The 14472-nt window shown below is 43.6% G+C and carries 16 protein-coding genes; 12 read left to right on the top strand and 4 right to left on the bottom strand.

The features are described from left to right. Positions 1-649 precede the first annotated feature (649 nt). From RTR76_RS05115 to RTR76_RS05100, 4 genes are all read left to right on the top strand, one after another. Complete coding sequence (locus tag RTR76_RS05115) at positions 650-2161, top strand: dihydrolipoyl dehydrogenase (RefSeq protein WP_312517419.1); 1512 nt, start codon at positions 650-652, stop codon at positions 2159-2161. A gap of 226 nt (positions 2162-2387) precedes the next feature. Next, positions 2388-2981 (top strand): TetR/AcrR family transcriptional regulator, encoded by a 594-nt coding sequence (locus tag RTR76_RS05110; protein ID WP_312517416.1) that lies wholly within the window; start codon positions 2388-2390, stop codon positions 2979-2981. Positions 2982-3002: 21 nt separating this feature from the next. After that, complete coding sequence (locus tag RTR76_RS05105) at positions 3003-3758, top strand: SDR family oxidoreductase (protein ID WP_312517414.1); 756 nt, start codon at positions 3003-3005, stop codon at positions 3756-3758. A 57-nt stretch (positions 3759-3815) separates the two neighbouring features. Further along, positions 3816-4364, top strand: a complete 549-nt coding sequence (locus RTR76_RS05100) for a flavodoxin family protein (protein ID WP_312517411.1) — start codon at positions 3816-3818, stop codon at positions 4362-4364. A 131-nt stretch (positions 4365-4495) separates the two neighbouring features. Here the strand turns inward: RTR76_RS05100 and RTR76_RS05095 are convergent, their stop codons facing one another. Continuing rightward, positions 4496-5374 carry a LysR family transcriptional regulator gene (locus RTR76_RS05095; RefSeq protein WP_312517409.1) on the bottom strand — a complete coding sequence of 293 codons (879 nt, stop codon included), beginning with the start codon at positions 5372-5374 and terminating at the stop codon, positions 4496-4498. A gap of 327 nt (positions 5375-5701) precedes the next feature. On the opposite strand from RTR76_RS05095, the gene citD reads away from it, so the two are divergent. Genes citD through citF form a run of 3 tightly spaced genes read left to right on the top strand, consistent with a single transcriptional unit; the run spans position 5702 to position 8408 of the window. Next, positions 5702-5986, top strand: a complete 285-nt coding sequence (citD, locus tag RTR76_RS05090) for a citrate lyase acyl carrier protein (protein WP_312517406.1) — start codon at positions 5702-5704, stop codon at positions 5984-5986. Beyond that, positions 5987-6856 (top strand): aldolase/citrate lyase family protein, encoded by an 870-nt coding sequence (locus RTR76_RS05085; RefSeq protein WP_312517405.1) that lies wholly within the window; start codon positions 5987-5989, stop codon positions 6854-6856. 13 nt (positions 6857-6869) lie between these two features. Continuing rightward, the gene (gene citF / locus RTR76_RS05080) at positions 6870-8408 is read left to right on the top strand and encodes a citrate lyase subunit alpha (RefSeq protein WP_312517403.1); all 1539 of its coding nucleotides are present in this window, start codon (positions 6870-6872) and stop codon (positions 8406-8408) included. Positions 8409-8617: 209 nt separating this feature from the next. On the opposite strand, the gene rpmB is transcribed toward citF, so the two are convergent. After that, positions 8618-8809, bottom strand: a complete 192-nt coding sequence (rpmB, locus tag RTR76_RS05075) for a 50S ribosomal protein L28 (protein ID WP_312517401.1) — start codon at positions 8807-8809, stop codon at positions 8618-8620. 180 nt (positions 8810-8989) lie between these two features. On the opposite strand from rpmB, the gene RTR76_RS05070 reads away from it, so the two are divergent. The 5 genes from RTR76_RS05070 (at position 8990) to RTR76_RS05050 (ending at position 12666) form a co-directional block, all read left to right on the top strand. Next, on the top strand, positions 8990-9187 hold the full coding sequence (locus RTR76_RS05070; RefSeq protein ID WP_312517398.1) for a DUF1858 domain-containing protein: 198 nt from the start codon (positions 8990-8992) through the stop codon (positions 9185-9187). Beyond that, positions 9184-11226: an ATP-dependent DNA helicase RecG gene (gene recG, locus RTR76_RS05065; RefSeq protein ID WP_312517395.1), complete on the top strand. Its 2043-nt coding sequence runs from the start codon at positions 9184-9186 to the stop codon at positions 11224-11226. Before RTR76_RS05070 ends, recG begins: the two co-directional genes overlap by 4 nt. A 168-nt stretch (positions 11227-11394) precedes the next feature. Further along, entirely contained in the window at positions 11395-11592 is a 198-nt protein-coding gene (locus tag RTR76_RS05060; RefSeq protein ID WP_312517392.1) for a hypothetical protein, read from the top strand. A 128-nt stretch (positions 11593-11720) separates the two neighbouring features. Next, on the top strand, positions 11721-12398 hold the full coding sequence (locus RTR76_RS05055) for a TVP38/TMEM64 family protein (RefSeq protein WP_312517389.1): 678 nt from the start codon (positions 11721-11723) through the stop codon (positions 12396-12398). A gap of 82 nt (positions 12399-12480) precedes the next feature. Then, positions 12481-12666, top strand: coding sequence for a 4-oxalocrotonate tautomerase (locus tag RTR76_RS05050; RefSeq protein ID WP_396144248.1), 186 nt, complete (start codon positions 12481-12483; stop codon positions 12664-12666). 28 nt (positions 12667-12694) lie between these two features. Here RTR76_RS05050 and RTR76_RS05045 read toward each other — a convergent pair whose 3' ends face one another. Both RTR76_RS05045 and RTR76_RS05040 read right to left on the bottom strand, forming a co-directional pair. Continuing rightward, the gene (locus RTR76_RS05045) at positions 12695-12994 is read right to left on the bottom strand and encodes a 4Fe-4S dicluster domain-containing protein (RefSeq protein ID WP_312517386.1); all 300 of its coding nucleotides are present in this window, start codon (positions 12992-12994) and stop codon (positions 12695-12697) included. Further along, on the bottom strand, positions 12991-14364 hold the full coding sequence (locus RTR76_RS05040) for an FAD-dependent oxidoreductase (RefSeq protein ID WP_312517383.1): 1374 nt from the start codon (positions 14362-14364) through the stop codon (positions 12991-12993). Before RTR76_RS05040 ends, RTR76_RS05045 begins: the two co-directional genes overlap by 4 nt. Positions 14365-14472 lie beyond the last annotated feature (108 nt).

The following is a 14472-nucleotide window of genomic DNA, read 5'->3' as shown; positions in this document are numbered from 1 at the left end:
CTGCACAACGTGAAAAATAAAGAAGCCGCCTTCTTTTAAAAAGCGGCAGCCTAAAAGCAATTAAAAGAATTTTCTCTTTTTAGCCTGGAAGATTATGTTATAATAATTACAACAGGTTGTCGAGGGACGGTTGGCCACACACACCCTTTAAGAAAGGGAGGTGGTGTTTTATGACTACATATGAGACGTTGTCTTTTGCAGTCGCATTTGCTACGTTAATCGTATTAATCATAAAAAAGAAATAACCGCCCTCTCACCAAGGTTCGCGGTTATTTCTAAATAATCCCGACTAAGGCTAACCGTTCCGGTTAGACAACTTGCTGGGCTGGCGTGCGACCAACACGTCAGTCCTTTTCTTATATTATACCCATAGATTGTAAAATAAGCAATCCAACAAGAAAAAAATCCTTTTTGCACATCATGGGAAATACCGGCGCCTTCTTATCCAGATAAAGGATTTAAGGCTTTGGGGACATTTTCGAAAAGTCGGTTAGTGTGATTATTAAACTTCACCAACCGACTTTTTTACTTTTAAATTGCTGATCTAGTGACAGGCCGTGGGAATTTTTCGCCATCACCGTATAACCCTTATCAGGCATAGTGCGTATTATACATAAGAAGCATAATTTTTAAAAGGAGTATTACTGGTATGAAGCAATATGATATTGTGGTAATCGGTTCAGGATCGGCCAATATTGTATTAGATGCAGCTCTTGAACAGGGCTTAAAATGCGCTATGATAGAAAAAGGACGTTTTGGCGGGACGTGTTTAACTCGAGGCTGTATTCCTACTAAGGTGATGGTTACAGCTGCAGATTATATTAGAGAAATTGATGGATTATCGAAGATCGGGGTCGACGTAGCTCCGGCGCGTATGAATTGGGAGACCGTTTCCCGGCGTGTATGGCAAAAAATAAATGAAAGCAATGATATTTTAGCCTATTACACAACGAAAAATGTTGATATTTATCAAGGAACCGGTTACTTTACAAATGAAAAGGTATTACAAGTAGCATTAAATGATGGTACTCTATCAGAAGAGTTTACAGCCGATAAAATCTTTATTGCCGTTGGGTCGCGTACGAATATACCTTCCCTCGCTGGATTAGAAGAGGCTGGTTATATAACGTCTGAATCCCTGTTTGGAGATAAGTATCCGGAAACACCATACAAAAGTTTAGTTATTTTGGGCGGTGGTCCTATCGGTACCGAGTTTGCTCATGTGTTTACAGCTGCTGGCACGAAGGTCACTTTGGCACAGCGCAATACGCGCTTGTTGCCTAAGGAAGATGAAGAATTTTCTGCCCAAATCTTAAAGGATCTTCGTAGTTTTGGTATTAATATAGTATTGAACCATATACCAACCGCGGTACGGGTAGAAAATGGCGAAAAGATCGTAACCTTTTCTGACAAACTAACTAGTGAATCTTGCGAAGTCCGGGCAGAAGAAATTTTGATTGCCACTGGAATACGCCCCAATACGGATTTTTTACACTTAGAAAACACAAGTATCATAACCGATAGCGGAGGATGGATTGTTACAAATGAGTTTTTGGAAACGAATGTTGATGGTGTTTGGGCTTTTGGTGATGTAAATGGTGCAGCTCCCTTTCGACATAAAGCAAATTATGAAGCTGAAATAGTAGTCCACAATTTATTTGGTGAACAACAACTGCAAGACTGGCGCTGGGCCCGCTATGATTTAATACCTGTTGTAACCTTCACATATCCTCAAGTTGCTCATGTGGGCCTGACAGAGCAACAGGCTATTCAAGCAGGTTATGAGGTTCTAACAGCCAAACATCATTATTCATCGACTTCCAAAGGCTTTGCCCTTGGCTTTGATCCCGGAGACGAGCATGATGGATTTGTTAAGATTGTGGTAGATAAAAAAACAAATCTCATTCTAGGCGCCCATTTAATTGGACCGCAAGCTTCTATTTTGCTCCAACCATTTGTTAATCTTATGAATGCTGGTGAAACGACACTTACACCTGTCAATGATCATATTGCATCTAAGTCAGTAATGGAGTTACGAGCCTCCAGGATGACTCGTTATTTAGATCCGCACTCCGTGCAAAGTATCAGCGAGACAATGACACCACACCCTTCACTATCGGAAGTAATTATGTGGGTAAGATATTACCTGGAAGGAAAGTAGTAAAAACAAACGGGAGTAGCTTTCTAAGGCATAAGCTGGATAACATAGCTGGCTGCCCTCATAGATATAGTTGAGGGCAGCCAGCTATGTTTTTGCTGCGCCCGACGATGAGCAAATAAAGCTTTGACTAAACATTGTGTTATAAATTATAATATTTATAACATATAATATAAAAAACTATTCTTGATATGCTATTTAGACACAATGAAAGTGCGGTGGTGATACATTGCCTAAAACAGGTCTATCTTCTGAAGAAATTAAAGAAAAGGCCCTGCAGATTGCCGAAGAAAAGATTCGGGCATACAGTTTTGAAAAATTCCGTTTAACGGATATTGCAAAGGAACTCAAAATCAGTCAGGCTGCGCTTTATAATCATTTTCCTGATAAAGCAGCATTGCTTGACGCCATATCGGAACGGTGGCTGGCACACATGGACAATACATTGGAGCATATTGCGAACAAGGAAGTACCGCCTCGACAGTTGATTGTGAAATGGTTTCTAACATATCATCAACTTAAAAAAGAAAAGGTTTTAAAGGATCCTGAGCTTTATAAATCCTTTAACATGGCCGCGGAGCTGTTGAAGCCGTTTATCATAGATCATTTGGATAATTTGAATAGACAGCTGCTGATGCTTGTGCAAAAGGCGATCATAGCGCAAGAGATTCACGCGAAATCACCAGAGAATGTAGTCCAGCTGTTATTGGAATCCACTATATCCTTCCACCATCCCCGGATGGTATTGGATCATAAGGACGAAAACAGGGAGGGATTGCTAAAGCAAGTAGTTGAAACCATGTTGGAGGGGTTCCATGAGTAGCATCAAAGGAGGAGAGGAACGATGGTACAAGTACAGGAGAAAAAGCTAACAGGAAAAGTAGCCTTAGTGACGGGATCGTCCCGGGGAATCGGCAGAACTATCGCAGAAGAACTGGCGCTGAATGGAGCGAAGGTCATTATTAATTACGCCGGAAACTCGGAAAAAGCCAACGAAGTCGTTGCCGGAATTAAACAGCAGGGCGGCGAAGCAACCCCAGTTCAGGCAGACATTAGCCGGGTAGCCGAGGTGGAGGGATTGTTCCAAAAGGCGATGGAAGCCTATGGGAAAATTGACATTCTGGTCAACAATGCAGGAATTATGATCACCAAACCGATCACAGCTATAACAGAAGAGGATTTTGACAAAATTTTTGCCGTCAATGTAAAAGGAACCTACTTTGCCTGTCAACAAGCAGCCAGGCACATGGCTAATAACGGACGGATTATCAATTTTTCTACCTCGGTAGCTGGAATGATGTTCCCAGCCTACAGTATTTATGCGGGTACAAAGGGAGCCGTCGAGCAGTTTACTCGTCAATTGGCTAAAGAATTCGGGCCCAAAGGGATTACGATCAATGCGGTTGCTCCAGGACCGGTCAACACCGAACTTTTTACTGAGGGGAAAACGAAAGAGCAAATCGAAACTATGACAAAGATGAATACCTTTGGCCGTCTGGGTGAAACAGAGGATATTGCTAAAGTTGTGTTGTGGCTGACAGGGCAAGAATCGCAGTGGATCACTGGCCAAACGATCCGCGTCAATGGCGGGTTTATTTAACCGTCTGGATTTTTGAAGAGTAGTATGATTTTATTTTTAAGTGGAGGGAATTACAACATGAAAAAAGTGGTTGCTTTTATAGGGAGCCCGAGAAAAAACGGCAACACAGCTACTCTTGTTAATGAAGTGATTCGGGGGGCGCAAGAGGCGGGTGCCGATACAACTGTTTTCAATCTGTACGATATGAACATCAAACCCTGCCAAGGCTGTCTCGTTTGCCGGAGAACCGGGCACTGTATTATGCAGGACGATCTCCAGAACATGTTTCAAGCGATTGTCGATGCTGATGCTGTGGTTTTCGGCTCACCTGTATATGTTTGGCAGGTCTCAGCTCAAATGAAGCTGTTGTGGGATCGGCTCTGCGGCTTGTTTGATGAAAATTTCCAGCCCAGATATGCTGCTAAAAGCCTGATCATGGTATATTCGCAAGGAAATCCCAACTCGCAGGCTTTTCAAATATCCTTTCAAACCAATGAAGCCGTGCTTAAGCTGCTTAATTTACAGGTAGTGGATACCCTCTTACAGGCGGGTGGCACAGACCCGCATGCCGCAGCTAATAATAACGAGCTTTTGTTACAAGCTTATGAAGCAGGAAAAGCCGTTTAGTAACCTGCAATGAGGCACAGTCGGTGTTTCTTTTCAGGTTTTATTGTCTATTGTTACTGATATATATAAGAGCTGTCCCGCAAGGTTTTTCGTACTTTGCGGGACAGCCCTTTCTTTGTTAATGGCGCTATTTAGATAGAATTTGTTGGCACATGGTATTGCTCTTTAAGAAATTCAACAAATGCGCGGACGGCGGATAGTTCTAAGAAGGATGGGGAATAGGCTAACCATGTTCTTCTTACCAGCGGTTTGCCGCTTCGCCAAAAAAGCTCGCGCCGGAATAAACCGCTTTGCTCACCTAGGCCAATTTCTGGCAGGATGGCCCAGCCAAGGCCGTGCAGCACCATTTGACGGCAGGTATCCATGCTGTCCACTTCCAGGTTTACTTGGGGAGCACAGGCGAATGATTCCCGCCACCAATCCTGTATTACCGGTTCCAATGAGCTGTCTGTGAGGTAACTGATTTGGGGCTTGTAAGGTAGCTCGCTAAATTCGATAGGGCTGCTTGACACCAGGCATATAGGTTCTTCGTGCAGCAAAAACTTCTCGTCCACCCAATGATAATCGCCCCGGAGAATCGCAATTGAAACCTCTTCTTTTTGCAGCATACGATGGATGTGGCGGCTAAGCCCTGTTTTTAGTAAAACTTCCACATCAGGAAAGCAGTGTAAAAAGCTTTTTAGTATTTGCGGCAGCTCATAATGAGCAAATACAGAGGATGTTCCCAGCCGAAGCGTACCTTGGACTTTATTTTCCATGTTCTTAATGCGTTCTTTCACCTTATTCATCTGTGACAGCATTTCTTCCGAATAGGACAGCAGATATTCCCCTTGAGGGGTGAGAAGTATACCGGTAGGGCGACGGGCCACAAGTTTCGCTCCAAACTCTTTTTCGAGATTGCGTAACCGGTACGTGAGCGCGGGCTGGGAGAGATATAAGCGATCCGCTGATTTGGTCAGGTTTTTCTCTACAGCAATGGTTTTTAACATCAACCAGTCTTTATCATCCATATGAGTCTATTCACCTCGTAATAAGAAAAAATTATTGAAATGCCAAAAAAATATATATTTTATTTATTTCTCTAATTGTACTACAATTTAATTAGAATTCAAAATCTTTTGTAACTTCTTCTGGATTGGCTTCATAAAGATGCACAGAATGGCTTGATTCCCATGACTAGTCGGGCTGAGCCATCTCTTCTTTGTAAAGCGGAAAAGGGAGGGGGGAATAAGAAAATTCTATAACATTTATAAAAGTTAAATATTTTATTTATTATGCTAATCCTGTTATTCTTAATCTGAGTAGATCAGTTTCCAATATTTTCATGGAGGTGCCATATGCAAAAATTACTTCAGCCAGGTCAGGCTGGAACGGTAGAGTCCAATGACATCATCATCACCATTGCGCCTGCCAATCCTGGTGCAGGTATCATAATTGAGCTAAATAGCCCGGTGATCAAGCAATACGGACTCCGCATTACCCAAGTGATACAGGAGGCATTGTTTAGTCAGGGAATCACTGATGCTCAGGTGCATGCCAATGATAAAGGGGCCCTGGATTGCACCATAAGGGCGAGGCTGCAGACTGCTGTGCAGAGAGCGTCTGCCAAGGGAGGAATATAGATGGCCAGAATGCGTAGAAGCATGATGTTTGTGCCGGGCAATAACCCGGGAATGCTCCTGAACGCCGGTATCTATGGCGCTGATTCAATCATTTTCTGCCTGGAAGATGCCGTATCCATTACTGAAAAAGATGCTGCCCGCCATTTGGTGGCCGAGGCTCTTCAATCGATCAGCTACCCATGTGAAACTTGCATCCGGATTAACCACTTAAGCACTCCTTTTGGATACGATGATCTTGCGGTAGTGCTGCCTGCTAAACCGGATCTCATCCGTCTGCCAAAAGCCGAATCAGTAGACGATATTAAAGAGCTTGATGAAATTATTACCAAGGCAGAGAAAGATAATGGCTTTGTTCCTGGTTCCATTGTTATCGGTGCTGCTATTGAAACTGCAAAAGGACTGCGCTGCGCTTATGATATCGCGGCAGCTAGTCCGCGCATGGACTTCCTGGCAATTGGCGGAGAAGACTTCATTGCAGATTTGCGCACTACACGGAGTAAGGAAGGCCGTGAACTGTTCGTACCCCGTTCCGAGTTGTTATTGGCTGCCAGGGCGGCCGGTATTCAAGCCATTGACAGCGTATTTTCCGATGTGAATGATGAAACCGGATTTGTTGATGAAGCCAACATGATTAAAGGCATGGGCTTCGACGGTAAGTCAGTGATCAATCCTCGCCAGGTCCGCCTTGTACATCAAGTATTTCAGCCTACCGCCAAAGAAATAGATAACGCCAAGCGCATTTTAGCAGCTTATGAAGAAGCGCTGGCAAAGAAGTCCGGCGTTATTGCTCTGGATGGTAAAATGATTGACGGCCCCATCGTCGTACGGGCTCAGCGCATTCTGGACTATGCGGCGGCCGTACAGAAATAGAGGAGGTATTGTCATGATTAATGCAGCAGGAAGAGAAATTCCCGAACAAATCGTGGGCTATAGTAACATCGTTCCCTATGCGGGACCGTTTGCCATAACACCTGAGGGCCGCCTCTGGGGTCCAAAAATCCGCTCTGCTAAACCCCGTTCAGAGAAAATTCTCGAATCTATTGACCAGGCCATTGATGCCTCGGGCCTCAAAGATGGTATGACTATATCCTTTCACCATCATTTTCGCAATGGAGACTATATTTTAAACCTTGTTGTCGAAGCTATTGCCAAAAAGGGGATCAAAGGCTTAACCTTAGCACCTAGCTCTTTAAACGACGTCAATGACGCCATCATTCCCTATATTGAGGCGGGTGTTATTACTAATATTGAAACAAGCGGAGGACGGGGGAAACTTGGCAAGCTTATGACAGCCGGGAAGCTTGCCAGGCCGGTCCTTATTCGTTCTCACGGCGGTCGCGCCAGAGCGATTGAGAGCGGCGAACTGCATATTGACGTCGCCTTTCTAGGCGCTCCTTGCTGCGACAAGTTCGGCAATATTAACGGCACTGAAGGCAAATCGGCCTGCGGTTCTATGGGGTATGCCATGGTCGATGCGGCCTATGCCGATACGGTCATCGCTTTAACAGACAATTTAGTAGACCGTCCACTGCAGCGGATTAGCATCCCGCAGACCCAAGTAGACTACATCGTCGAGCTGGAGAACATCGGTAATCCGAAGGGAATTGCCTCAGGGGCTTTGCGTATTAGCCGCGATCCCAGAGAGCTGCTTATTGCCGATTATGCGGCTACCGTAATTGAATACTCAGGCTACTTCAAAGACGGCTATTCGCTGCAATTAGGCAGCGGCGGCGCTTCACTGGCTGCAGCACGGTTCATTAAGGAGAAAATGATCGCTCAGGGGATTACAGCCGGCTTTGGACTGGGCGGTGTTACAGCTCCCTTTGTGGACATGCTCAACGAAGGCTTGATACAAACCATATTTGATGTGCAGGATTTTGATCTGCCATCCGTTGAGTCGATAAAAAACAATCCCCGCCATCAGGAAATGTCGGCGTCCTTTTATGCTAATCCCCATAACGGCGGGCCTATTGTAAACCAGCTGGATGTGGTTATTTTAAGTGCTACAGAAGTGGATGTTAACTTTAACGTTAATGTGATTACGGATTCCAATGGCGTTATCATGGGGGCATCGGGTGGCCACTGTGATACTGCTGCCGGGGCGAATCTCGCTATTGTTGTGGCGCCGCTCCTGCGAGGTCGTCTGCCTATGGTTCTGGATCGGGTCAATACCATTGTGACACCCGGCGAAACAGTGGATGTTATCGTAACTGAGCGCGGCGTAGCAGTTAATCCGCGTCGTACGGATCTAATGGATAACCTGAAGGCATCAGGCGTACCTGTCATGTCCATTCACGATTTGCAGCAAATGGCCTATATCCTCGCCGGCAAACCGGAGCCTATTCCAGTCAGTGATCAGATTGTCGGAGTGGTGGAGTACCGGGATGGCAGTGTCCTTGATGTCATCCGCAGGCCGCTCTGACAAAATAAGTAGACTCTGCAGCTGGCAAGCCTACGTTTACGTCATGAATTAGTAAGGCCTCCTTATCGAAAGGGGGGGCCTTACTATGTTTGTAATTAAATATAATGAAGTAAAACAAAATAGCTATTCCCGACAAGATATCGGGAATAGCTATTTAAAGGGAAGACTGGAAAAAATAAAGGACTTGGTTTACACCAGTCCTTTAGTCATTAAACGGCTCGTTGAACTTTTCCGGAACGGAGACAACGGGTACAAACATTAACTCGTTTAACTTCACCATCCAAAATGGCTTTAACCTTTTGAATGTTAGGCTTCCAAGTCCGTTTGGTCTTCAAATGGGAGTGACTTACGTTAAATCCGCTGCGCTCGCCTTTTGCGCAAATTTCACAGACGTTGGCCATTTATTTCCACCTCCTCGCAGGACAAAGACTTTTCCATATACAACGACAATATTTTAGCACAAATTACGGTAACTATGCAAGGGCTGGAAGAATTAATTCTTAAATAAATAGTATTTAGCAGGAGTTTGATGTCATATATTGAAAATAAAGAACAAAAAGTACGTAGAGGGGGCTAATAATTTGATAAAAAAAGATACTCCTATTATGGAAATTCTCCGCTTAACCCCCCAAGCCAGAGAGATATTTGCGCGCCATGGAATGGGTTGTATCGGTTGTTTGGCCTCAACAACGGAGACTCTGGAAAACGGTGCTAAAATGCACAATATTGATGTAGAGGCACTACTGTGCGAATTAAATGCCGTTTGTTTGCCTAAATGAATACTCCTGTTCAATATTTAAAAGGGGTCGGTCCACAAAAGGCTGCATTATTGGCAAAACTCAATATTACAACAATTGGTCAGTTGCTTGAGCATTACCCCCGCCGTTATGAGGATCGCAGTCAGTTAAAACGAATAGCTGAGGTTTTTGACGGACAGGTGGAAACTTTTTATGCAGTTGTTACTGCCGTTAATGAAGTGAAGCCTCGAAGGGGTTTAACGATAACGAAAGTACGGGTGAATGACCAGTCAGCTGAAGCAGAGCTGGTATGGTTTAATCAGCCTTATTTTAAACGCATGTATAAACCGGGTATGCAGCTTATTGTCTCCGGTAAGGTTGAACGACGGTTTCGTCAGATACAAATAACAACGCCTGAAGTGGAATTTCTATCTCCTGGCGATGATTCTTTGCACACAGGGCGTATTGTACCGATTTATCCCAGCAGTGAGAATATTAATCAGCAGTTCCTAAGGTCACTGATTAAACAGGCCCTTGAGAGTCAAACCAAAATTGTTGAGAATCTTCCTGATGAGATCTGTAAGAACTATCAATTGCTTAACCGTACTTCTGCTATAGAAAATATCCACTTTCCAGGCAGTATGGCTCTATTGGCTGACGCGCGGAGAAGGCTGGTATTTGAAGAGTTATTTTATTTACAAAGCGGCTTGTTATTCTTAAAAAAGAAGCACCAGCACAGCGGTATTGGAGTTAAGCACGGGCCCGATGGTGAACAGCTATTGGCAGCGCAAAAATGCCTGCCATTTTCGCTGACTGATGATCAACAGCAGGCGTTTAGAGAAATTAAAGATGATATGGAAGACAGTACTCCTATGCAGCGCTTACTGCAGGGCGATGTAGGCTCGGGTAAGACCGTAGTAGCTGCGCTGGCCTTGGTAAAAACGGTGGAGAATGGCTATCAAGGTGCTTTGATGGTACCTACAGAGATACTGGCTGAGCAGCATTTTCATACTCTCAGCCGCATGCTTGCTCCATTAGGGATTCGCATTGTGCTGTTGACTGGAAGCTTGACAAAACGCGTTCGTAAAGAAGTATTGGACAGGCTTAGTACTGGCCTTGTCGATATTGTCATTGGAACGCATGCTTTAATTCAGGAAGACGTTGTTTTTCAACAGCTTGGACTGGTAATTACCGATGAGCAGCATCGCTTTGGAGTGAATCAAAGAGCTCTTTTACAGGCAAAAGGGAACATGCCCGATGTACTGGTGATGACAGCAACTCCAATCCCGCGGACTATGGCATTGACGGTATATGGAGATCTTGATGTATCATCCATTCGCCAGATGCCGCCTGGACGGAAGGCAATTAAAACCTATGTTGCTAACAAAGACATGCATGAAAGAGTATATAACTTTGTACTGAAGGAAGTACAGGCCGGCCGCCAAGCTTATATTGTCTGCCCTTTAGTGGAAGAATCCGCTAAGCTGGAAGCACAGTCTGCTACGCAGTTGTATGAACAATTGCAAGCAACGACTTTTCGCACGGTACCTTGCGGATTGGTTCACGGACGGTTGAAACCTCAAGAAAAAGAGCAGGTCATGCAGGCTTTTTATCAAGCGGATATAAAAGTGTTGGTTGCAACAACGGTTATTGAAGTTGGCGTAAATGTCCCCAATGCAACTGTAATGGTTATTGATGGCGCTGACCGTTTCGGATTAGCGCAATTGCACCAATTACGTGGACGCATTGGACGCGGTGAGTATCAATCTTACTGCATATTACTTTCTGACAGTAAAAATCCGGACACTAAAGAGCGACTGGACATTATGTCTCAAACCTGTGATGGTTTTGTGTTGGCGGAAAAAGATTTGCTGCTCCGTGGTCCGGGCCAGTTTTTTGGTATCAGGCAGCATGGGCTGCCAGATTTAAAAATTGCTGATATTGTAAAAGATATTGAAATCTTATTAGAAGCTCGTAAGGCTGCTTTGCGTTCAGTGAATATCCCTGAACACGTGAATTTGCTTCGGCCTGAATTAGCGGTACGGTTTGGAGAAAAATTCCGGCAGATGTTCTGCAATTAAAAAAAAAGGGCGGCCTTAAGCCGCCAATTATGGGAGAGGAGAAAATTTACATTCCTAGTTATTTACCATATGTAAATAACTTATTCATGATTTTACTATTATTTTAAAATTATTTTCCAGCCTTGGAGTGCAAACTAGAATAAAGTAGGTTGCCAAGGAGGGAATTGTGTGCAATACCATTATGATGAAGCACAACTGCGCAATATTGCAGAAGAATGCCAGGAGTTTGAACATATTATTAATGCAATGGGGTACGGCTATTCGTTATTAAATGTGTCGGCAGATGATTTTGCACGTCGCTGCTCTGATTGTACTCATTGGTCTAATAGCGCTTGTGAAATTTTTCAAAAAGAAATTAACGAATAAGCAGGTAAAAATATGCTTACCTCCAAGCACTGCATAATAAGCGGTGCTTTTCTCTTTTGAGAGATTGTATTTTATAGCCTTATTTAGTAATATGGATAAAGATGTGTGTAATTCTAGGGGAGATAACTATGAATAAAATTTTTGGATGGCTGGCTATTATCATAGTGGCTATATTACTGTACTTGTGGCAGCCGGATTTTTTTGATCATGCCTATAGAATTATTAAGCAAGGTGATATCATTGCCTTGTCGGAGTATCTTCGCTCTTTCGGAGCAGGTGCTGTTATTGTTACTTTGTTTCTTTTTATTGTCATGACTTTTACGATTGTTTTCCCATTTATGATTCTTTCGGGTGCTGCCGGCATTGTTTTCGGCTTGTGGTGGGGTACTGTTATTTCCTGGATGGGCGAAGTAGCAGGAGCCTTAGTCATGTTTATCTTTGCGCGTCACTTTTTTCGTCACGCCGTAGAAGGCTGGATTACGAAAAGTCCCTATCTAAAACAGGTAGATGACTATAGTGCTGAAAACGGCTTTAAAGCGCTTTTAATAGCTAGATTACTTCCGTTAGCTCCCTCGGGAATTATTACAGCTGTTGCTGCTATTAGCCGCATGACTTTTAAAGATTTCATTCTGGCTACGGTATTAGGAAAATTTCCTCCTGTAGTCATAAAGGTGCTTTTAGGTCACGATCTCGTATTTGCGAGTGAAAATATGGGGAGATTGATTGGTATTATCTTAGTCGTTATAGGCGTTTATGGAGCCTTATGGTGGTTCAAACGTAAGAATGGTAAATCTGATGAGAAATAGCTGACAGCGTAGCAGGGAAAAATTTACCTGTGACGAACTATTGATAATAATTCGTTCAGATAAATTTAGAGGTGGTGCTGTTATGCCAATTATTCAAATTGATATGCTTGAAGGGCGTACTGTTGAACAAAAACGCAATTTAGTACAAAAAGTAACTGAAGTGGTTTGTGAAACTGCAAACTGCCCGGCGGAAGCGGTAACTATCGTTATACGTGATATGCCGTTTGAGAATCTCGGCAAAGCAGGTAAGCTGCGTATTGATGCTTAAATGAAAAAAACACCCCATTTCGTATTACTTACGAAATGGGGTGTTCTTCTGTATACATAACACCATATCCGCCTTTGGGATAACAAAACTCAATGTTTTTAAAGGGGCACACCAGCCGGCAGGCGCCACATTCAATGCACTGTTTATATAATACGCCAATAGGCGTATTATCCGCATGATTCCACAAGAAAACTTCGGTAGGACAAATTGTCAGGCAGGCTTTACTCTGACAATCCTTACAGATATTCTGATCCCCGATGATGACATGCTGCCACGAATCATCAGGCTCAAAATGAAGGGAGCTCATCTTAGTGTATAATGTATTCATTTTATTACCTTTAACACACGCCAGCTGTCTTTGAGCATTTTGCCTAAAGGCTGCATGCTGATTAGTTTTTGAAAGATAAACTTTCTTTTGGCAAGTTTGGGCATCGTATAAACCTTTGCGACCTGGAAAGCAGCTTCGTTCGCCATTCGAGTGTAAAGGTCAAATAAATAGGGAATATCCTGCTGCATTTTAGCTACGCCAGCATTTGCTTTCATATCTTGCATGACAAAGCTTTCGTTTAGCAGTGTACGGTATAGAGAAAGCTTTCGTTCTGAAAAGTCACGGACTATTTTAGCGGCAGTAGCAGCTTTAGCTGCAAAAAAACCCGACCACATTGCTAGATTAACTCCATGAACACCATTAACAAGAGCGGCAGCATCGCCAGTAATCATAATTCCCGGATGTACGAGGCTTGGAATACTAGTATAGCCGCCTTCCGGAATAAGCGCGCTGCCATACTCTTTTAATTTACCGTCTTTAAGTAAATGCTTAATATTGGGATGTTCTTTTAAGCGATTCAAAAGTTCATATGGCCGAGTACCCGACTGGGCAAAATCAGCTACGGACATGCCGACATTTAAGCTGATGCTGTCTTTGAAAGTATGAATAGACGCTGTTCCATTCATGCCGGCTGTTGGATAACCGTATAACCCGATTATGGCTCCTTCATTGGGTAATAAGTTGAATCGTTCTTCGATAATCTCAGCGGAAAGGGAGATGGTTTCTTTTACATAAAGAGACATATTAAGTGGTGATACGCGGTGAATAAGGCCGGATTTTTCGGCAAGCATGGAATTCGCGCCATCAGCTAACACGATGATATCGGCCAGATAATAATTAGGATGAGGTTCAGCTATTTTTACACCAATTGCCTGATTGTCTTTAAAAAGCACTTCAGATACATGGTGATTATTAAGCAGGATAGCTCCGGCATCTATCGCTTTTTGTGCCAACCATTGATATAAATGGATACGTTTTATCGTAAAGCGATTGTAGGGAGCCGCTGCTAACCGCTTGCTTTGATATCGGGTGCTTAGTACGGAATCCTCTGTCATCCACCAGAAGGACTGGTCAGTTACCATTCGTTCCCATTCAAGTTCATCCCAGAAATTAGGAAAAAGTTTATGAGTATGCTCTGCAATGATGCTTACTCCACCGCAGACTTTCGCACCGGGGTAGCACCCTCTCTCCAGGAGTAAAACCTTCAGTCCCTGCTGTGCCATAAAATAAGCGGCTGTGCTGCCTGCAGGTCCGGCTCCTGCGATAATGACATCAAATTTCCCGGCGGGAGCTTGATTTGTTGTTTGCGATTTTATACTGTCCGGATTAATTTTATAAGGTTTTTTAAAAGAAAACACTCTGTTTATCATGTTATTCACTTACCTTACGTTGCATAATAAGAAAAAAGTCCGTATACGGAAGGATGAGCACGATAATCAGCCAGGACAGGTAATTAGAGACGATCATGCAAATGACGG

It is taken from the genome of Anaerospora sp., assembly GCF_032013335.1.
Lineage (GTDB): Bacteria > Bacillota > Negativicutes > Sporomusales > DSM-15969 > Anaerospora.
This window is presented reverse-complemented; position numbering and strand designations above follow the sequence as displayed.

What these genes read in the sequence shown, in the direction of transcription:
- RTR76_RS05055 (WP_312517389.1), top strand. Translation starts at nt 11,721, where the DNA reads ATGAATAAAATTTTTGGATGGCTGGCTATTATCATAGTGGCTATATTA.
- RTR76_RS05085 (WP_312517405.1), top strand. Translation starts at nt 5,987, where the DNA reads ATGGCCAGAATGCGTAGAAGCATGATGTTTGTGCCGGGCAATAACCCG.
- citF (WP_312517403.1), top strand. Translation starts at nt 6,870, where the DNA reads ATGATTAATGCAGCAGGAAGAGAAATTCCCGAACAAATCGTGGGCTAT.
- RTR76_RS05050 (WP_396144248.1), top strand. Translation starts at nt 12,481, where the DNA reads ATGCCAATTATTCAAATTGATATGCTTGAAGGGCGTACTGTTGAACAA.
- RTR76_RS05100 (WP_312517411.1), top strand. Translation starts at nt 3,816, where the DNA reads ATGAAAAAAGTGGTTGCTTTTATAGGGAGCCCGAGAAAAAACGGCAAC.
- RTR76_RS05040 (WP_312517383.1), bottom strand. Translation starts at nt 14,364, where the DNA reads ATGATAAACAGAGTGTTTTCTTTTAAAAAACCTTATAAAATTAATCCG.
- rpmB (WP_312517401.1), bottom strand. Translation starts at nt 8,809, where the DNA reads ATGGCCAACGTCTGTGAAATTTGCGCAAAAGGCGAGCGCAGCGGATTT.
- RTR76_RS05045 (WP_312517386.1), bottom strand. Translation starts at nt 12,994, where the DNA reads ATGAATACATTATACACTAAGATGAGCTCCCTTCATTTTGAGCCTGAT.
- citD (WP_312517406.1), top strand. Translation starts at nt 5,702, where the DNA reads ATGCAAAAATTACTTCAGCCAGGTCAGGCTGGAACGGTAGAGTCCAAT.
- recG (WP_312517395.1), top strand. Translation starts at nt 9,184, where the DNA reads ATGAATACTCCTGTTCAATATTTAAAAGGGGTCGGTCCACAAAAGGCT.
- RTR76_RS05095 (WP_312517409.1), bottom strand. Translation starts at nt 5,374, where the DNA reads ATGGATGATAAAGACTGGTTGATGTTAAAAACCATTGCTGTAGAGAAA.
- RTR76_RS05115 (WP_312517419.1), top strand. Translation starts at nt 650, where the DNA reads ATGAAGCAATATGATATTGTGGTAATCGGTTCAGGATCGGCCAATATT.
- RTR76_RS05105 (WP_312517414.1), top strand. Translation starts at nt 3,003, where the DNA reads ATGGTACAAGTACAGGAGAAAAAGCTAACAGGAAAAGTAGCCTTAGTG.